Source organism: Streptomyces sp. NPDC057877 (assembly GCF_042796855.1).
Lineage (GTDB): Bacteria > Actinomycetota > Actinomycetes > Streptomycetales > Streptomycetaceae > Streptomyces.
The window spans coordinates 349,491-367,191 of the sequence record NZ_JBHVMS010000010.1 but is presented as its reverse complement, the minus strand read 5'-3'; the positions used below and the strand labels follow the sequence as shown (position 1 = coordinate 367,191).

19 protein-coding genes and 1 pseudogene are annotated in these 17,701 nt (G+C 70.4%); 12 read left to right on the top strand and 8 right to left on the bottom strand.

Going from position 1 to position 17,701, the window contains the following annotated elements; translation table 11 throughout:
• Nucleotides 1-98: 98 nt before the first annotated feature.
• Entirely contained in the window at nt 99-2,183 is a 2,085-nt protein-coding gene (gene ligA, locus ACFVQG_RS30305; protein ID WP_383389422.1) for an NAD-dependent DNA ligase LigA, read from the bottom strand.
• Between the two features lie 418 nt (nt 2,184-2,601).
• On the opposite strand from ligA, the gene ACFVQG_RS30300 reads away from it, so the two are divergent.
• From ACFVQG_RS30300 to ACFVQG_RS30280, 5 genes are all read left to right on the top strand, one after another.
• Complete coding sequence (locus ACFVQG_RS30300) at nt 2,602-3,213, top strand: TetR/AcrR family transcriptional regulator (protein WP_383389420.1); 612 nt, start codon at nt 2,602-2,604, stop codon at nt 3,211-3,213.
• Nucleotides 3,214-3,260: 47 nt separating this feature from the next.
• Nucleotides 3,261-3,932 (top strand): enoyl-CoA hydratase-related protein, encoded by a 672-nt coding sequence (locus ACFVQG_RS30295; protein WP_383389418.1) that lies wholly within the window; start codon nt 3,261-3,263, stop codon nt 3,930-3,932.
• A gap of 373 nt (nt 3,933-4,305) precedes the next feature.
• A complete protein-coding gene (locus ACFVQG_RS30290) occupies nt 4,306-5,142 on the top strand; it encodes a prephenate dehydratase (protein ID WP_383389416.1) in 837 nt (278 codons plus the stop codon).
• Between the two features lie 221 nt (nt 5,143-5,363).
• Complete coding sequence (locus ACFVQG_RS30285) at nt 5,364-5,744, top strand: hypothetical protein (protein ID WP_383389415.1); 381 nt, start codon at nt 5,364-5,366, stop codon at nt 5,742-5,744.
• A gap of 135 nt (nt 5,745-5,879) precedes the next feature.
• Nucleotides 5,880-6,041 carry a hypothetical protein gene (locus ACFVQG_RS30280; RefSeq protein ID WP_383389413.1) on the top strand — a complete coding sequence of 54 codons (162 nt, stop codon included), beginning with the start codon at nt 5,880-5,882 and terminating at the stop codon, nt 6,039-6,041.
• On the opposite strand, the gene ACFVQG_RS30275 is transcribed toward ACFVQG_RS30280, so the two are convergent.
• Entirely contained in the window at nt 6,042-6,851 is an 810-nt protein-coding gene (locus ACFVQG_RS30275) for a maleylpyruvate isomerase N-terminal domain-containing protein (RefSeq protein ID WP_383389411.1), read from the bottom strand.
• Nucleotides 6,852-6,859: 8 nt separating this feature from the next.
• Complete coding sequence (locus ACFVQG_RS30270) at nt 6,860-7,627, bottom strand: enoyl-CoA hydratase/isomerase family protein (RefSeq protein WP_383389409.1); 768 nt, start codon at nt 7,625-7,627, stop codon at nt 6,860-6,862.
• Between the two features lie 311 nt (nt 7,628-7,938).
• On the opposite strand from ACFVQG_RS30270, the gene ACFVQG_RS30265 reads away from it, so the two are divergent.
• Complete coding sequence (locus ACFVQG_RS30265; protein ID WP_383389407.1) at nt 7,939-8,859, top strand: LysR family transcriptional regulator; 921 nt, start codon at nt 7,939-7,941, stop codon at nt 8,857-8,859.
• 334 nt (nt 8,860-9,193) lie between these two features.
• On the opposite strand, the gene ACFVQG_RS30260 is transcribed toward ACFVQG_RS30265, so the two are convergent.
• Nucleotides 9,194-9,832, bottom strand: coding sequence for a hypothetical protein (locus tag ACFVQG_RS30260; protein WP_383389405.1), 639 nt, complete (start codon nt 9,830-9,832; stop codon nt 9,194-9,196).
• A 261-nt stretch (nt 9,833-10,093) separates the two neighbouring features.
• On the opposite strand from ACFVQG_RS30260, the gene ACFVQG_RS30255 reads away from it, so the two are divergent.
• Both ACFVQG_RS30255 and ACFVQG_RS30250 read left to right on the top strand, forming a co-directional pair.
• Nucleotides 10,094-10,270 carry a hypothetical protein gene (locus ACFVQG_RS30255; protein WP_383389403.1) on the top strand — a complete coding sequence of 59 codons (177 nt, stop codon included), beginning with the start codon at nt 10,094-10,096 and terminating at the stop codon, nt 10,268-10,270.
• Nucleotides 10,267-10,509, top strand: a complete 243-nt coding sequence (locus tag ACFVQG_RS30250; protein ID WP_383389402.1) for a hypothetical protein — start codon at nt 10,267-10,269, stop codon at nt 10,507-10,509. Before ACFVQG_RS30255 ends, ACFVQG_RS30250 begins: the two co-directional genes overlap by 4 nt.
• Before the next feature lie 308 nt (nt 10,510-10,817).
• Here the strand turns inward: ACFVQG_RS30250 and ACFVQG_RS30245 are convergent, their stop codons facing one another.
• Nucleotides 10,818-11,390: a hypothetical protein gene (locus ACFVQG_RS30245; protein WP_383389400.1), complete on the bottom strand. Its 573-nt coding sequence runs from the start codon at nt 11,388-11,390 to the stop codon at nt 10,818-10,820.
• A gap of 399 nt (nt 11,391-11,789) precedes the next feature.
• Nucleotides 11,790-12,353: a CGNR zinc finger domain-containing protein gene (locus ACFVQG_RS30240; protein WP_383389398.1), complete on the bottom strand. Its 564-nt coding sequence runs from the start codon at nt 12,351-12,353 to the stop codon at nt 11,790-11,792.
• A gap of 411 nt (nt 12,354-12,764) precedes the next feature.
• Here ACFVQG_RS30240 and ACFVQG_RS30235 point away from each other — a divergent pair.
• Nucleotides 12,765-12,902: pseudogene (locus tag ACFVQG_RS30235) on the top strand (oxidoreductase); the annotation flags it as partial.
• A 288-nt stretch (nt 12,903-13,190) separates the two neighbouring features.
• Here ACFVQG_RS30235 and ACFVQG_RS30230 read toward each other — a convergent pair.
• The gene (locus tag ACFVQG_RS30230) at nt 13,191-13,358 is read right to left on the bottom strand and encodes a hypothetical protein (RefSeq protein ID WP_383389396.1); all 168 of its coding nucleotides are present in this window, start codon (nt 13,356-13,358) and stop codon (nt 13,191-13,193) included.
• Nucleotides 13,359-13,831: 473 nt separating this feature from the next.
• On the bottom strand, nt 13,832-14,305 hold the full coding sequence (locus ACFVQG_RS30225; RefSeq protein ID WP_383389394.1) for a GbsR/MarR family transcriptional regulator: 474 nt from the start codon (nt 14,303-14,305) through the stop codon (nt 13,832-13,834).
• Nucleotides 14,306-14,399: 94 nt separating this feature from the next.
• On the opposite strand from ACFVQG_RS30225, the gene ACFVQG_RS30220 reads away from it, so the two are divergent.
• The 3 genes from ACFVQG_RS30220 (at nt 14,400) to ACFVQG_RS30210 (ending at nt 17,462) form a co-directional block, all read left to right on the top strand.
• Nucleotides 14,400-15,329: an ABC transporter ATP-binding protein gene (locus ACFVQG_RS30220; RefSeq protein WP_383389392.1), complete on the top strand. Its 930-nt coding sequence runs from the start codon at nt 14,400-14,402 to the stop codon at nt 15,327-15,329.
• Nucleotides 15,330-15,381: 52 nt separating this feature from the next.
• Complete coding sequence (locus ACFVQG_RS30215; protein ID WP_383389390.1) at nt 15,382-16,152, top strand: ABC transporter permease subunit; 771 nt, start codon at nt 15,382-15,384, stop codon at nt 16,150-16,152.
• A 119-nt stretch (nt 16,153-16,271) separates the two neighbouring features.
• Complete coding sequence (locus ACFVQG_RS30210) at nt 16,272-17,462, top strand: cytochrome P450 (protein ID WP_383389389.1); 1,191 nt, start codon at nt 16,272-16,274, stop codon at nt 17,460-17,462.
• The last annotated feature ends 239 nt before the right edge of the window (nt 17,463-17,701 follow it).

Here is a 17,701-nt window from a genome sequence, read left to right as displayed (position 1 = left end):
GAACACCACACCTGGCCCCAGCCCACCCACACCGGCACTCAAGCAGTCCGCATCCAACGACCCCAACCCGCCGACCCCTAAACGCAACGGCATTGCCCTTAGCTGACGTAGTCGGCGACCAGGGCGGCGAACTCGTCGGGGGTGGCCAGGCGTATTCCGAGGCCCTCGGCCTTGGCACGCTTGGATCCCGCGCCGTCTCCGGCGACGACGAGGGTGGTCCTCTTGGAGACGCTGGATGAGGAGCGGCCACCGGCCTGTTCGATGAGTTCGTTCATCTGGTTGCGGCTGAGCTTCTCCAGGGGACCGGTCATCGCGCCGGTGACGACCACGGTCATCCCGGCCAGCGGCCCGCCCGCACCCTCGGCGTTCCCGTCGCGACCGGTGTCGCCCTCGTGCGGGGCGGGCGGGGTCGCGCCGGGTTCGCTCATGTTGACCCCGGCGGCGGCGAGTTTGTCGATGAGGGGGGCGAGGTCGGCGAGTTCGGCGACGATCGAGGGGGCCTTCTCGGTGCCGATGCCCTCGACCTGCTGCATGGCCTCCGCGTCAGCGGCGCGGACGTGGTCCATGGTGGCGAAGTGGCGGGCGATGCGGCGGGACATGGAGCGGCCGGTGCCGCGGACGCCGAGCGCGCACAGCACCCGCGACAGCGGCTGGCCCTTGGCCGCCGTGATGGCGGTCAGGAGGTTGTCGGTGCTGGTCGCGCCCATCCGCTCCAGGCCCAGGAGCTGATCGCGGGTGAGGGCGAACAGGTCAGCGAGGTCAGCGACGAGGCCCGCGTCGACGAGCTGGACGACGCGGGTGTGACCGAGGCCTTCGATGTCGAGCTGGTCGCGGCCAGCCGCGTAGGACAGGGCGGCCACCAGGTGGCAGTTGCGTCCGTTCTCGCAGCGCCAGCGCTGCTCGCTGGTGTCGATGCCGGACCCGCAGCGCGGGCACATGTCGGGGAAGGCGATGGGTTGTTCGTCGCCGGTGCGCAGGTGGGCGACGGGGGCTTCTACGCGGGGGATGACGTCGCCAGCCCGGTGGACCATGACGTGGTCGCCCAGGCGCAGGTCGCGGCGGGTGATGTCGGCGGGGTTGTGGAGGGTGGCGTAGGTGACGGTGGCGCCGTCGATCTCGACCGGCTCCAGGACGGCGCGCGGGGCGATGATGCCGGTGCGGCCCACGTTCCACTCCACCGCGAGCAGCCGGGTGATCTTCTCGACGGCGGGCAGCTTGTAGGCGATCGCCCACCGCGGAGCACGCGAACCCGCCCCTGCCGCCCGCTGGTCGGCGGCCAGGTCGGCCTTGATGACGATCCCGTCGATCCCGAACGGCAGCTCGGCCCGCAGAGCGGCGATCTCCTGCACCCGGCCCAGCACCTCCTCGACGCTGTCGGCGGTGATACCGGGCACCGCGGTGACGGCGGTGGTGTTGATCCCGAACGCGGCGGCCCGCGTCATCAGCTCACTGTGGGCGACTTCCCCCAGGCGCGCCGCGAGCGCCGTCTCCGTGTCGGGCAGGGGCAGCAGGCCGTAGCCGAAGAACGTCATCGGCACCGTGTAGGCGCGCTCCCTCGCGCGCAGCGTGCCCGCCGCGGCGCCCCGCGGGTTGGCGAACGGCTGCCCACCGTGCCCGGTGCGCACCTCGTTGGCGTGTTCGAACTGAGCGGTCGTCATCAGCACTTCACCGCGCACCTCCACGGTGACCGGCTCGGCGAGCGTCTCGGGCAGGCCCTCGATGGTGCCGATCGCGTGCGAGACGTCCTCCCCGGCCGTCCCGTCCCCGCGTGTGATCAGCTGTCTGAGACGGCCGCCGGTGTAGCGGGCGGCGACCGCGAGCCCGTCCAGCTTCGGCTCGACACTGAACCGCTCGACCTCGTGGCCGACACGCCGGGCCAGGGAAGCGGTCCAGGCGGTGAACTCCTGCGCCGAGAACACGTTGTCCAGACTGAGCATCGCCACCGTGTGCGGGACATCGCCCTCCACGGCGCCGCCAGCGACCTTCCCCGTCGGCGAGTCGGGCAGCACCTGATCGGGATGCTCGGCCTCCCACACCGCGATGCCCCGCACCAGCCGGTCGTAGGCATCATCGTCCAGAGCCGACGTCCCGCCCGCGTAGTAGGCGGCCGACGCCTTCACCGCGTCCTCAACCGCCTGCGCATAGGCGGCGGCATCCCTGATCACAGCTGCACGTGTCGTCATGCCCGCCATCCTGCCCGCCACCACTGACATCGCCCCGATACAGCGGCACCGGGCGGCCTGCGCCAGCACCGGCACGGCCGCCCGGGGCGACGGAGTCGTTCGGCGGGACCGACGCCGACCGCAACGGCTGCGACACCCGCGCGGAAGTCGTGCTCACCGAGTCCGTCGAGGCGCTGACCGGCACCGGCCGGTGAGTACCCCAGCTCTCCCTGTGCCTTCTCCGCCCAGCGCAGCGTGGTGAGCCAAGTGCGTGCGGAGGCACCGTCGTAGCTGGCGCGCGCCTCGGCCAAGCGGTGCCAGCGCTGCGGATTCCATGACCGCCCGCCGCACCTCTTGCATGTTCTATGGCATACCCCATAAGTTACCGGCAGGTAGCTCGCTTGGTCGGCCGTATGGCGGTGGAGAAGGTGGTGAGGGGATGAGCCCGCGCAGGAGTGACAGCCGTGACCGGATGATCCTCAGCGCCGCCGCTCTGCTGCGTGAACACGGCGCCAGCGCCACCAGCATCGACCGGGTGCTCGCCCACAGCGGAGCCCCGCGGGGCTCGGTGTACCACCACTTCCCCGGTGGGCGGACGCAGCTCATCGACGAAGCCGTGGCACTGGCGGGGGACTTCATCGCGGGGCTGATCGACGCCGCCATGCAGGCGGACGATCCCGTGGCGGCCGTAGACGCGTTCTTCCTGCTGTGGCGTGACCGGCTCGTGGAGAGCGGCTTCCGGGCTGGCTGCCCGATCGTGGCGGTAGCCGTCGAGACCAATGACGACGCCCCCCAGCTTGCCCGTTCCGCAGCCGCGGTCTTCGCCCGCTGGCAGGAGTCCCTCGCGGCCCTCCTCCTGAGACACGGCCTGCCCGCGGAGCGCAGCCGCAGGCTCGGTGCCTTCATCATCGCCGCGGTGGAAGGCGCGGTGATCATGTGCCGGGCCGAGCGGAGCACCGCCCCGATCGAGGCCGCCGCTGCCGAGATCCACGACCTGCTCCTCCACGCCCTGCGTGACCGCCCCGGTGCCGAATCCGGTCCCCGGCCGTAGCCCGCAGCCGCCCAGCCGCCTCATCCACGTAGCTCGAAGGAGTCGCCATGCCCTCGCTCGACCGTCAGGACAACGTGTTCGTCCTCGACCTCGGAGACGGTGAGAACCGCTTCCACCCCGACTGGCTCTCCGCGGTCGGCGCCGCGCTCGACGAGGTGGAGAAAGCGGAAGGTCCCCGCGCCCTCGTCACCGCCGCCACCGGCAAGTTCTACTCCAACGGACTCGACCTGGAGTGGCTGTTCGCCCACGCCGACCAGCACCAAAGCTACGTCGTCTCGGTCCACGAACTGTTCGCGCGGATGCTGTCGCTGCCGGTCGTGACGGTGGCCGCGCTGCAGGGGCACGCCTTCGCCGCCGGGGCGATGTTCTCCCTCGCTCACGACTTCCGCGTCATGCGCGCGGACCGCGGCTACTGGTGCCTGCCCGAAGCGGACATCAACATCCCCTTCACCCCTGGCATGGCCGCCCTCATCCAGTCCCGGCTGGCTCCGCGGACCGCGCACGAGGCCATGCTCACTGCCTGCCGCTACGGCGGCACCGACGCCGCGGCCACCGGCATCGTGGACCATGCGGTCGCCGAGGACGCCGTGCGGTCCACCGCGATCGAGATAGCGCAGGCGCAGGTGAAGAAGGCGGGCGACACCCTGGGCACCATCAAGGCCCGTATGTACGCCCCGGCCCTGGCCACCCTGCGCGACACCACCAACCCACTCGGCTGACCAGTACCTCACCGACCGCACCCCCTGCGCCCCGGGCGCTTTCACCCGGGGCGGGGGTGGAGCACGCTGCCTCCGCCGGTTATACCCGCGACAAGGCCCCGCGGCTGGACCGCTGCCGAAACGGTGGCGTCCGGCTGACGTCACCACTGCGGCGGGAGACGGACGGCAGCTTCACCCCCATCGACCGGGACACCGCCATCCGCGAGATCGCCGCACGGCTGAAGACCCGTCCACCATGTGGTCGCCGCAGCGTACGGACACGTTCCGACGGCAGACTGGAGGGGCGGCCGGCACCCCTGGTGAACCACATCGACGCCGGTTCACGGAGCTTCTGCCGCCCCTCGACAGGGCCTCCTTCGAAAGGCAGTAACCGGTGACGACCGCCGCATATCAGGGTGAACCCGGATCCAATTCGGCGACCGCCGCGCGCGCCCTCTTCCCCGACGGCCGCGAACTGCCCTGCACCGGCTTCGAGCAGGCCCTGGACGCCGTGACGCTCGGCGCCGCCGACGTCGCCGTCATCCCGGTCGACAACTCCGCGGCCGGACGAGTCGCCGACGTACACCATCTGCTGCCCGAGTCGGGGCTGTTCATCGTCGCCGAGTACTTCCTCGCCATCCGCTTCGACCTGATGGGCGTACCCGGCACGACACTCGACGACATCGAGTGCGTACGCAGCCATGTGCACGCTCTCGGACAGTGCCGCAAGATCCTGCGGGAGGGCGGCTGGCGCACCCTCGTCAGCGACGACACCGCGGGAGCCGCCCGCGAGGTGGCCGCGCTCGGCGACCCACGGCACGCCGCGCTCGCGCCGCCCGCCGCGGCCGACCTCTACGGCCTCGACGTGCTGCGCCCCGAGGTCGAGGACGACCCGGACAACACCACGCGCTTCGTCGTCCTGTCCCGGGACGCGGCCTTCGTCCCGCACACCGGGGAGCCGACGATGACGAGCCTGTTCTTCTGCGTGCGCAACATCCCCAGCGCGCTCTACAAGGCGCTCGGCGGGTTCGCCAGCAGCGGCGTGAACCTCACCAAGATCGAGAGCTACCAGATGGGGGCCGGGTTCAACCCCAGCCGCTTCTACGTCGAGATCGAGGGCCACCCCGACGACGAGCGCGTCGCCCTCGCCCTGCACGAGCTGCGCTTCTTCTCCTCCGAGGTGCGCGTCCTGGGCGTCTACCCCGCACACCCGCACCGCGTGAGCAGCTGACGAGGGGACGGGTTCCCCGGTCACTCGGACGGTCCACACCCGACACGTGTGCGTGGGCACCGACATTCCCCCCCCGTACCCGAGTGCCAGCGGCGAGACGTCACGCGCCTGCGAGAACCACATGGGCCCCTTGGCCGCCCTGACGTTCGCCGCGGCCCACACCACGTGGGTCCGTCTCGGCATGAGCACGCTGAACGGTGTGTGGCAGCCGCCCGGGCTGGATGCCCGACGAGTACACCGCGGTCTCCGTACCCGGGAAGGGCCGCGGCGCACGGCTCGACGAGACCCTTGACGTCCGGGAGGAGTACGGGGCCAACGACCAGCACGGTGCCGTGCAGGGCACGGCGGTCGCCAGACATCGCGTCTTCGCGTACGAGGGACCGCTGTTCACCATCCCGGAGACCGTGGTGGGCCGCAAGCCGAGTCGGCGGCCCGGACCGGATGCCACGGGCGGGCACACTCGCCCAGTACATCGACTGCGCGCGGGCCGCCGTCGACGCGGGCGTGCACGAACTGTTCGTGAACCGCGGGCGAATACCGCGACCCTCGCCGAACGCGTCGACCTGGCGGGCCGCTTCATCGAAGGCGTCCGCCGAGGCTGATCGCACCGAGTCGTCGGTGAGCGGAATGCGTCGGCCCTCTTTTTGGTTGACCGGAGCACTCACCCTTCGACCCTCGCCCCCTCGGCGCCGCGCCCTGGGGGCCGGGGCTCGTCGAACGCACCGATGGGAGAAGCCTTGAAGCGCTCCACCGCCAGGAACGAGTCCCCTCGCCTCCGCCGCGTCCACCTGCCCGGCACCGTGCCGTCGCCCTCCCCGGCGGCCCCGCGCCCACGGGACGCGGAGGAGAAGCGGGAGGCCTCGGACAGGGACACGGCCCGGCACGTCGTGGAGAGATAGTCAGAATCCGGGGAAGAGGGCCGTCAGGTCGGTCAGGGTGACGGCGCCGCTCACCTGGACTTCGTCCGTGGGCTGGTGGCGGCCGTAGACGAGACGCAGCACGGCCTCCGCCGCGCCCGTGACGCAGCCAGCCGGTTCGGCTGGCTCACACGGGTACAGGTGCAGCTCGGCACCGAGGTCCAGCAGCACGGTCCGGGCCGGGCTGGTCAGGGCGATGGTGAGCTGTGCCGGAGCGAGCCGGGCGAGAGTGGTGGCGTCACGGAAGCGGGTGGCGACCAGGTCCAGCCGCTCCCACAACAGATCCACCTCTCCCGCCGGAATCGTCGCGCCCGGAGTGAGGGCGGCTTCGATGTCCCAGGCGTGGACTGAGTGCTCCGAGAGCCGGTAACCGGCGTAGGCGGGAAGGCTGAGCAGGCCAGCGAAGTACGGAACACGCACCCGCAGCTGCTGGGACATGTCCAGCGAGTCCAGAAGCTGCAGGTGTCGCGTATCAGCTTGCTGCCACGCCTCCCGCTGCGCCGGTGGTGGCAACGTGTTCCACCGCTGCCACACCGGCTCCAGGTCCTCCCGTACCGGCCCCCTCTCATCGCCCGCGATGCCACGCTCAAGCAGGCCGGTGGAGATCTCGGCGGCGCTGCCGAGATGGGACAACACCTGCGCAATGCTCCACCCGGCGGCCGTCGAGGGCTGTTTCAGCTCCCGCTCGGACAGGGAGGCAACAGTGTCGGCCAGGCGGCGGGAGCTGGTGTGGAGGGCTTCGAGCCAGACCTGCGGGCTGTCGGCCGCGTCGGTGGGGGAGGGTGCCGTCACATCCTCGCTCACTGCTGCTGGTAGGCGAGGTCGGCGGCGGTGAGGCCCTCGAGAGCCATGCCGAGCTGAAGACCTTCGGCCATGCGGCGGCTGATGCGCTGGCGCAGGGTGACGGCGAGATAGCGGGTGAGCAGCTGCGGCTTGGCGGCCAGGTCCTCGGCGAGCCGCTGGGCGCGGGGCAGGACCTGCTCCAGCGGCAGTACCTCGGCCACCGCGCCCCAGCGCTCGGCCTGCTCGGCCGTGAAGGAGCCCTGCGTCAGGGTCAGATAGCGGGCCCGGTTGACGCCCAGGGCCTCCTCCCAGGCGATCTGGATGCCGTCCCCGGGGACGATGCCGAAGGTCAGGTGGGGGAAGTCGGAGAAGACGGTCGTGTCGGCGGCGATGACGACGTCCGCCAGCAGGGCGTACTCGCTGTGGACGGACGCGGGACCGTTGACCGCGGCGATGACGGGCATCTCCAGGTCGACCAGGCGCTGGAGGACGCGGCGGCCCTCGGCGACCGTGCGGTCCCACTGGGCGGGCTTGGTGATGTCGCCCAGGCTGGCGCCGTCGATGTCGGTCATGAACCGGTCACCGGTGCCGGTCAGCACCAGAACCCGGTTGTCGCGGTCCTCGCCGATCTCGAAGAGAGCACGAGGGAAGTCGGTGTGCGTCTCACCGGTGAAGGTGGCCGGACCGTCGTCGGTGTGGAAACGCAGCGTGAGCACGCCCGACTCCGTGCGGCTCATCGCCAGGTTCTTGAACGCGGTGAAGTAGGAAGGGTTCTGCTGGGACACGGAAGGCTCCTGAAGTGGACCGGGCGGTCGCTCCGCCCTGTGCCCTACTCAACTCCTGCCGCAGCAGCATGCATAGCGCCTGGCCAGAGGGCTTGCCGAGGGCTGCCATAAGAATGGGTGATGGCGCAGTGCGGGGCTTGCCGCCGCACACCGCAAGCCCGTACCGGGTTCACGGGGACCCTCTCGGCGGCGGCCGCACCGCCCTGGACCCGCCCGGAAACCGAAAGCGCCGCGCTGCACGGATAGCCACACCCCATCGGGCCACGCGGCGCGCCTGACCGGCCGCTCGCGGCTCGTGATGCGATAGGGGCATGGAGATCCGAGCGATGCGCGCGTTCGTCACCGTGCTGGAAGAAGGCGGCCTGTCGGCGGCGGCACGACGGCTGCACATCAGCCAGCCCGCCCTGTCCCAGACCATGAGCGCCCTGGAACGCGAGTTCGGTCAGCAGCTACTGGTCCGCTCCTCCACGGGCGTGCGGGCCACGGACACCGGCCTGCTGCTGCTCGCGGAATCCCGTGCCGTACTGGCCCGCTACGACCAGGCACTCGCGGTCATGACCGCGCGCACCGGGGAGAGCGCGACCACGCTTCGGATCGGCATCCCCCTGGAACTACCCGCCGACCTGCTGTCCAAGGCACTGCTCGAACTGTCCGCCGCCCACCCCGACACGCGGGTCCAAGCCCGGCACCTGTCCACCTCGGCGCAGGTCACGGAACTGCGCCAGGGAAACCTTGAGCTGGGCCTGCTACGAGAACGCCCCCAGGGGCAGGAACTCGACGCCATGCTGGTCGTCGAGGAGCGCCTGGGTGTTCTGCTCGCGGCCGAGCGTGCCGCGGAGCTGGCCAGCCCCGACGGCATCCGCCTGGACGCGCTGAACGCACTCGCCTGGGTCGGTTTCCCCCGTTCCGGCAGCCCCGCCTGGTACGACGAACTCACCGCCATCCTGCGCAGCCACGGTATCGACCCAGGCCCGCAGGTCCCCGACGGACAGCCACTGATCGCCGAGGTCAAACTCGCCTCCGTCAGCGCCGGACACGCCTTCACCCTGGCACCCCCAGGCTGGTCCCAGCCCCTGCCCGACTTCGTCACCTGGTTCCCGCTGGTAGGTCACCCCATCGTCCGGCGCACCTGGGCTGTGTGGAACGCAGGCTCTCGCCGCCGCGATCTCGGCCATCTGGTGGCGGCCCTGGACCAGCCCGCCAGGAAAGCAGCGTCCGACGCGACGCCCTGACGCATGCAGCCCTCCAGCCGAGACGGAGGACGGACGGCACGAGGGCCGACCACGGAGAACCCGGGTCCACGTCTTCGGCCCGGACCTCCGGTCTTCGACAGGCTGCCGCGCAACGGCGAGCCGAACTGCGGGCCGTCTCGCAAAGCCTGCTGGGGCAGACGTGCGTAGTCACGTGCGTTGCGACGGGCGTTCATGCACCAGCCGATCGTGCGCTCGACTTTCCAGTACCGGGGAAGAACGACGAAGGCCTTGACCGTGGGTCGAGCGTGCCAGCTCTCACAACTGACGTGCAGTTCGTGACACCGCTCGTACGCACCGGCGAAGCCTCGGGCGCTCAGGCGCCGGTGTGGAGGTAAGCGGCCCACAGGAAGGGGACCTTCGTGCGGTCTAGCGTGCCCGGCAGGTCGTGGCCGTCGCGCAGGGCGCGTACCGCCTGGTGGAGTGCCCAGGCCGAACGGCCGGTGTCCAGTGCTCCGGTGGGGGTGCGCAGGTGGGAGTAGAAGGCGACGGCGGCGGCGGTGAACGGGTCGGACGCGTGGTCGTGGAGCAGGAGCAGGCTCCGGGAGGGGTCGACGGGGTGGCTGGCGCCGTGGCAGGCGAAGTGCGCGATCGGACAGTCGGGCAGGTGGCGCAGAACGGCGGCCTTGGTGGGCAGGTCCGTGGCGGGTACGTCCCGTTCCGTGGGGTCGGGCTCACCCGACCGCCACTGGTGCGGCGGGCGTGGCGCAAGGCGCGGATGGTCGGCGTGTAGGAGGAGACCACCCGGTCCATGACGGTACGTACGTCGGCACGCGTCGTCGGCAGGATCGGTGTGCTGGCCCGCGGCGTGCAAGGGCAGCAACCCCAGCGCCCCACCCGGCACCCACCACACCCGCGGCCAGTCGGCCTCCGCCGACGGCCGCCGGTGATGGTTCAGCAGGTCGAGCACGGGTCCTGCCGCGTTGTCCCACAGCCATTCCAGGACTGCTGTCATGTCGTCCTGCGCCGCGCGCCGGAGAGCGGTGCTCGTGCCCGTGGAGGCGGTGGCCAGTGCTTGCTGAAAGGCGGTGATCTGCCAGTTCAGGGTTGGGTGGTCCCTGCTCGTCCTGCCCGGCGCCCTCTACCTCGCCGTCGCCACCGCCGCCGTTGCCCTCGGTCACACCCACCCGTTCGACCTGCCCCGCGTCGCCGAACGGATCACCACCTGGGCCAACCATTCGGCCGCGACCAGGGGCGGCGGCCAGCAGTACTGCTGGTGGCCGCCGACGCGTACGCCCTGTTGCTGGCAGCCGCCACCCGTCTGCACGCCCGCGACCTGGCAGGACACCTGGGCCTTGACACCACCACCCCCCTCACCCCCGAGGCCGCCGACACCCTCACTCGGTATCTGGCGCCCACCCCGCCCCCGCCGCCGGACGGGGGTGACGGTTGAGCGATGCTGACACCCGGGTCTCGTCACCGGCACTCATCCGGCTCGATCGGGCGTTCCTTGCGGACCTTCACGTCGATTGGCTGGTGGATGCGGGTGCAGTTCGGTTGGCCGTCGACCAGGAGGGCGTAGCTCACGCATTCGCCGCGTCCGATTCGACCTGGCCCGATGTGCAGCTCACTGCCTTCCCCACCATCAGCGAGGTGTGGCTGCGCCTGCTGGAGACGAGGCGTGACTCATGACCACCGCACGCGACCTCGTGCTCGTCGCCCCGGGTATGCCGGTCGGGCAACTCGTGGGCCAAGGAAGTCTGTCGCTCGCGGTCGCGGGAGCCGAAGCGATCGACCTGCTGAGGAGCGGGGCCCTGTGCCTGGACGGCGACCGCATGGTGCCCGCTCCGCAGGCGGTGTCCGGTGACCCGCTGCTGGAGGAGGCGGACACGGGGACTCTCGACGGCTCGGGCGAGGGGTTTCCGGGGCGGGGTTCGACGAACACGTATCCAATTCCCGGACGCGTGTACGGCCGTACTCGCCCACTCCCCCTGGATGACTCAGTCCGAGCTGTCGCTGTCTGCCGCACCCGGCTTGACCAAGGTGTACATGACGGAGCGCTGCCGCTTGTGGCGCCTGATGCGGCCCTTGGCGACCAGGGACTCGAGGGTGTTCCGCACCACCTGCGGTGTGGGGTCGCGGTCCGGGTGCTTCTCGAGGAGTTCGTCGCGCAGTTCCTTCGCCAGGCGCGGCTCCTCGTACTGGCCGAGCAGGTCCGCCAGCAGGTCCCCGAGCAGAGGCTGACGTGACTTCCCCTTCGCACCGGCCTTCGCCGTCTTGCTGGTGGGAGCGCTCTTGGCCGATGTCGAGCGTCGGGAGGCGGCTCGGGTGGACGTCTTCCGCGCCTTCGTGACAACAGGCTCGTCCTGCGCCTGCTCGGGCAGCCGGGACGCGTCGGCGAAACCCTCGTACCGCTCGGCGAGGCTGAGGATGTCCGCGAGGAGGGCTTCCTCCTGCTTCAACACGGAGATCTTCTCCGCCAGCTCCTGCTGTCGCCGACGGTTCTCCTCCAAGTCCGACGCGGCCTGTGCTACGTACCGCGACCGGAGCGTGGCGGCTGATTGGCTGGTCACAACCGTTCACTCCCTTGATATGGATGTGTTGCGCATGCTACCCACGCCGCGGGCCCCGTGTGGACAAGTGTCAACGCCTGAGGGTTCCTCCGACACGCTCACTCTTGACGAGCAGGGCTTCCCCATAGCCCTGTCCGAGGGAGGTGACGAGTGTCGCGTCACCCATGAGGAACACGTGTTCACCGGACGCGGACGCAGACGCGGACGCGGACGTGGACGCGGCAGTGGGACGACACAAACACCGCACACGTCCGCTGGGGCCTCGGCGCGGACGGTGGGGGAGTCGCGAACGGCGCTGAGTTCCCTGGCGTAGGTGCGCCGCAGTTCATGGCATGTGTACCGCTCGCGGCCGACTGAGCCCCGCGTCCGCCGGAACGCCTACTGACCGGGGTCGGGGGTTCAGCGGGGGGCCACGGCGGGAGCGGACTTCTTGCGGGCGCGGTACGCGGCGGCCTTGATCTTGTTGCCGCAGGACTCCATGCCGCACCACTGGCGCCGCATGCCACGGGACCGGTCGATGTAGACCCGGGTGCACTCGGGGTTGCCGCACTCCTTCAGCAGGGGCACGTCGGGGCCGCTGAGCAGCTCCACCGCCTGCCGGGCGACCGTCGCCAGCGCCTGCTCGGGGGTCGCCTCGGTGAGCCGCCCGGTCGGGGTGAGCTGGGGTGTCACGGGGGTCTTGCGCGCGGCGGCGTTGACCGCGTCGAGCGCCTCGGGGTCCAACTCCTCACCGAGGCGGCGGTCGGTGACGAGCCGGTAAATGGCCTCGCGCAGGGCCGTGGCCTCCTCGACGTCGTCCTCCCGACCCGGGGTGACCGTGTCCACCAGGCCGGACTCCAGGTACCAGGCGTTCAGCCGCTCCGGGGTCACGAACATCTCGAACCGGGTCGAGCGCCGGGCCCGGAGCGTGGCCGCGAAGTCGAGGGCCGGGTGCCCGCATACGAAGACATGGTCAAGATTCACATCACCATCTTGACAGGTGACTTCGCTCGGACGCAAGGAACGTCACCGCTTCAGCCGGTGCTCCCGGCCGTGCCGCCAGGTGGGCACTGCGCTTGCCGCCGTAGCGGACCGGGGCATCTCCCGCCTGGGGCGCCCCCGTCTCCGCTGAGTATCCCGTCGGCCAGCCGCAGTCAGTGACTGACTCCGATCTCGGCGAGGAGTCGGTCGTCAGGCGTGGCCCTCTTCATATGTGCCACGAGACATGTTGCTGTCGACACCGTATATCCCCATGCCAGTATCACCACCGGTTGCACCAGTGGTGCCGCCTGAGTGAGGGCGTCGACAGAGTTCACACGTGTTCGTAGGAGCATGCGCAGCATGGCGGATGAGCCGAAGCCGAGGACCGGGGGCGCACCCGTGGGCCGACGGGCGATGCTGGGCATGCTCGGCGCGGGCGCGGCCGGACTCGCCGCCGCGCCCTACCTCCCGCACGGCTGGGAAGGGTTCCCCGCCAAGGCGTCCGAGGTCGACGCCACCGGTCTGACCGGCCTGCTGCCCAACCCGGGCGGATCGGTGCGGCCGGTCACCCGGTCGTAGACGAGGATGTCACCCTGGTCGTCGGTGCCGGGTCCCGAGTAGCCCTCCAGGTAGGCGACCTTGCGCCCGCGCTGATCGGGGCGACGCCGTACGAGACCTGGTGGCCCTCGTCCATCGCGGGTGCCAGGCGCTCGGTGTGCCCGGTGCGCAGGTCCAGGACGTGCACGGAGGACTGTCCGGTCGCCGCCGAGTACGAACCGGACGTCAGATAGCGTCCGGACGCGGAGAGTTGGGGTGCCGAGGTCGTTTCGCCGGGCACGGTCACGCGCTCCAGCGGTGCGCCGGGGCCCTTCGGTAGAAGACGCCGTACGAGACGTCCGTGCCGGGCACGAGATTGGTGGCCCCGGACGCGAAGGCCACCACCCGGCCGTCCGCGCTGACCACCGGATCCACCGAGTGCCGGTTGCCGCCGGTGCCGTCGGGGGCCACGCTGATCCGCTCGGTGCGCGGGACCCGGGTGTCGCCGCCCGTGGCCCCGGCGGGCCAGGTGGGGGGACATGAGGACGCCCGCCAGGACTGCCGTCGCGGCGACGCGTAAGGACGGTCTCATCGGATGGTCCCCCTTCGGCTGCGGGACGGCCGTCTGTCGCCCCGACCCCCGGCCCGCGCGGAGGGCTCAGGCGATGGAAGCGCGGAGCCCGCGAAGGGTCAACGCGCCCGCCGGACGCGGTGGCCGGTCAGCGTGTCCCTTGCGGCACGGGCGCAATCCTCGGCTGCCCTTGCCGCCCCCCAACGGACTCGTGCCCTTGCCGCCCCCCAACGGACTCGCCAGCGCGCCCACCCGGCGGCCGACCCCGGCCGATGTCGAACAGCTGGCCCCCTCCTGATCGAGGCGGCGGAGGCCGTCTCCCGCCGCCTCGGGTTCGGGTACCGGCCGGGCAGCACGGGGCGCGGGCTGACGGTCAGCGCTCGTCGGCGTCGTAGCGTTCCCGCCACTTGTCGATCAGTGCCGCCATCTCCCGCTGCATGAAGCCGTAGAAGTCCTGCATCTCGTCCAGCCTGCGGCCTGCGACGCTCTCCCGGCCCGCCGCCTTGATGCCCTCCGCCGCGGCGTTCCACATGCTGTCCAGCAGGGCGTTCTGGTTGCCCATCAGGGTCGCCCAGGCGTGTTCCCGGAAGCGGTAGTGGTCGCGGCGGCTGCCCGGCGCGGGGACCCGCTCGATGATGCCGGTCGGGACCAGCTGGTTCACGGCACCGGAGACCGCGCCGCTGCTGATCTGGAGTTCCTCGCAGAGATCCGCGGAGGTCATGGCCTCCTGCTGGGTGAACAGCAGCGCTGTCATCACCCGGGCGGTCGTCCGCTGCATACCGCTCTGGGCGAGCGTCAGTGCGAGTCGCTCGGCGCAGTCGCGCAGCTGTGCGTCCCTCTCGTCCATCAAAGCCCTCCGTCTTGACTGAATCTCAGCATAACGAGGAAGTCGGAATCTCAAAACGTTTACAGAACTCTGAAACTTCGGTACGTTCCGTGCCATGGAGAACGTGATCGAGCTACGGAAGCTCACCAAGACCTATGGCACCCGCCGCGGGCTGGTCGACCTCACCCTCGACGTACGGCAGGGCGAGGTCTTCGGCTACCTCGGCCCGAACGGCGCCGGGAAGTCGACCACCATCCGGCTGCTGCTCGACCTCATCCGCCCCACCTCGGGCGGGGCGACGGTGCTGGGCCTCAGGCCGCGTGAGGACGGGGTGGAACTGCGCCGCAGGGTCGGCTATCTGGCGGGTGACTTCGTCTGCGACGGCCGCCAGAACGTCCGCGCCTATCTGCGCTTCCTGGGCGCGCTGCGCGGCGGCGTGCCCGAGGCGCGCATCGACGCCCTGGCCGAGCGGCTCGGGCTCGATCAGACCACCATGATCAAGAAGCTGTCCAAGGGCAACCGCCAGAAGGTCGGCCTGGTGCAGGCCTTCATGCACCAGCCCGAGCTGCTGGTCCTGGACGAGCCCAGCTCCGGCCTCGACCCGCTGGTGCAGCAGACCTTCCTCGACATGGTCGCCGAGGCCCGGGACGCCGGGCAGACCGTGTTCATGTCCAGCCACATCATGAGCGAGGTCGAGGCGGTCGCCGACCGGGTCGGCATCATCCGCGACGGCCGCCTCGCCGCCCTCGACACCGTGGCCAACCTGCGCAGCGGAGCCGTCCGGGACATCGAGGTCACCTTCGACGCGCCGGTCCCCGTCGGCGCGTTCGCCGACCTGCCCGACGCGGAGCGGCTGCGACTGGACGAGGAGCGCACCACCCTGACCGGCCAGATCTCCGGCAGCCCGGACACCCTGGTCAAGGCGCTGGCCCGGTACACGGTCACCAGCCTGCGGGCCACCGAACCCGCCCTGGAGGAACTGTTCCAGAGCTACTACGCGGGGGCCGAGGACGCGCCGCGCACCGAGACGGCACAAGCCGTATGACGGCCTCGCCGTCGTCCCCCGTGAACCGCACCGAAAGGACAGGGTCCCCCCGATGAGCAGCGCCATCCTCGTCAAGTACCTCTCCGACGGCCGACGGAGCCTGACCGGCTGGGCCGTCGGCATCGCCGTCGTCGGCATGGTGTACGCCAGCACCTACCCGTCGCAGCGCGAGAACACCGCCAACCTCCCCGAGGCCCTGCGCGAAGGGCTCAGCATCGACCAGACCGCCGCGGGCTATCTGCACGCCAGCGTGTTCGGCATCATGCTCCCCCTGCTTGCCATGATCTACGGCGTCACCGCCGGTACCCGCGCCGTCGCCGCGGAGGAGGAGTCCGGGCAGCTCGACCTGGTCCTCGCCCACCCCGTCACCCGCACCCAGCTCGCGCTCGAGCGCTTCGGCGCGCTGATCGCCGGGGCGTTCGCGATCGGCGTCCTGGTCTGGCTGGGCATGCTGGCCATCCGCAACGGCTCCGAGCTGACCAGCGTGACCCCCGTGGAGTTCCTGGCGCAGTCCCTCAACCTCGCCCTGCTGGCGGTCCTCTTCGGCGCGCTCGCCATCGGGATCGGCGGGGCGGTGGGACGCCGGGCGGTCGTCCTGGTGACCAGCACCGTGATCGGCGTGGTGACCTACACCCTGGACACGTTCGCGGCCCAGCTGAACGCCGACTGGCTTGCCTATCTGTCGCCCTTCCACTACTACATCGGCGGTGAGCCGCTGCGGAACGGCTTCCAGTGGATGGACGCCCTGGTGCTCGTCGTCGCCGCCGCGCTGTTCTTCGGGCTGGGGGTGCGCCGCTTCAATCAGCGGGACATCAACAGCTGACCCGTGCGTGGGCGCCCAAGGCTCTGGGGTGGGTGCTGGGGGAGACCCCAGTGTGCGCCCCGGGGCCTTCTGGCGAGGCTGCATCGACCGACCCGACCTGGCAGGGGAAAGGTGATGGGGTGTCCACGACAGAGACAGAGATTCCGCCGCAGCCGAACGTGAACGACCCGGCGATCTACGACTGGTACCGCCTGATGCGCGACGAGCATCCCGTCCACCGGGATCCGGCCACCGGCTGGTGGGTGGTGTACCGGTACGCCGACGCACGGCACGTCCTGACGAACCCCGGCACCTTCTCCTCCGAGATGCACCGGATGGGCTTCCCGGAGTCGGGCCTGGAGAGCCTGCCCCAGATGGATCCGCCCCGGCACACCCGGGTCCGGCAGATCCTGAGTACGGCGTTCACGCCCGCGTCGATCGCCGCCTATGAGCCCGCGATCGTGCGGCTGACCCACGAGATCGTGGACGAAATCGCCGATCGCGATCAGGTCGACCTGGTCGCGGATCTCGCGTACACCGTGCCCATCGCCGTCATCCTGGAAATTCTCGGTCTCCCGGCCGAGGACCGGGTGCTGTTCTACGACTGGGCCCGCAAGGTCATGAACGTGACGCCCGAGGAAATGGCGCAGGAGGGCTACCTGGAAGCCCTCGGCGAGCTTCAGCAGGAAGCGATTTCCTATCTGCGCGAACGGGTGCGGGAGCGGAAGAACAAGAGCACCGACGACATGCTCACCCGGCTGGCCAACGCGGAACTGGACGGTGATCGCCTCACCGAGGACGAGACCGTCAACTTCGCGAATGTCATGTTCGCCGGAGGGCACATCAGCACCACCATGACCATTGCCAATGCGGTCGATTTGCTGGACCTCAATCCGGACGCCCAGGCGGAGCTGCGGCAGAACCGTGGCCTGATTCCGCAGGCGGTCGAGGAGGTGCTGCGGCACCGGCCCCCGATCACCACCGGGCTGCGCGCCTCCACCCAGGAGGTGGAGCTGGCGGGCGTCACCATTCCGGAGAACCAGCATGTCGCGGCCAGCTTCTGTTCGGCCAACCGGGACGAGCGGCAGTTCCCGGACCCCGAGGCTTACGACATCCACCGGCGCAGCGAGGGCCGCCACTTCGGGTTCGGATTCGGCACCCACCACTGCATCGGCAACGCGCTCGGGCGCCTGGAGACCAGGCTGGTCCTGAACGTGCTGTTCGACCGGTTCAAGGAGATCGCGGTCGACCGGGACGGCGATCTGGCCTGGGCGATCCCCCCGCAGATGGTCGGCTTCGACAAGCTGCCGGTCTTCCTGCGGCCCGCCTGACGCAATAGCTGATCTCTTCGGCCATCCCTTTTCGGACACGACCGGAAAGGGATGGCCGCGCTGCATTCCGGACCGGTGGCCGAAAGGGCACGAAACTATCCTGCCGCCCTATCAGGGATCTCTGCCGTCTCTTCCTGGGCATGCGCCACTGGCATGTGGTAGCTTGTGACGGACTTCTGTTTGAGCGCGATACTAATCGGTAAGAGAACGGGGGAACATGTTGGTGCTGTCAAGAACGG

Coding starts and splice junctions, on each gene's coding strand:
- ligA (WP_383389422.1), bottom strand. CDS start 2,183: ATGACGACACGTGCAGCTGTGATCAGGGATGCCGCCGCCTATGCGCAG.
- ACFVQG_RS30300 (WP_383389420.1), top strand. CDS start 2,602: ATGAGCCCGCGCAGGAGTGACAGCCGTGACCGGATGATCCTCAGCGCC.
- ACFVQG_RS30295 (WP_383389418.1), top strand. CDS start 3,261: ATGCCCTCGCTCGACCGTCAGGACAACGTGTTCGTCCTCGACCTCGGA.
- ACFVQG_RS30285 (WP_383389415.1), top strand. CDS start 5,364: ATGCCCGACGAGTACACCGCGGTCTCCGTACCCGGGAAGGGCCGCGGC.
- ACFVQG_RS30265 (WP_383389407.1), top strand. CDS start 7,939: ATGGAGATCCGAGCGATGCGCGCGTTCGTCACCGTGCTGGAAGAAGGC.
- ACFVQG_RS30260 (WP_383389405.1), bottom strand. CDS start 9,832: ATGACAGCAGTCCTGGAATGGCTGTGGGACAACGCGGCAGGACCCGTG.
- ACFVQG_RS30225 (WP_383389394.1), bottom strand. CDS start 14,305: ATGGACGAGAGGGACGCACAGCTGCGCGACTGCGCCGAGCGACTCGCA.
- ACFVQG_RS30220 (WP_383389392.1), top strand. CDS start 14,400: ATGGAGAACGTGATCGAGCTACGGAAGCTCACCAAGACCTATGGCACC.
- ACFVQG_RS30215 (WP_383389390.1), top strand. CDS start 15,382: ATGAGCAGCGCCATCCTCGTCAAGTACCTCTCCGACGGCCGACGGAGC.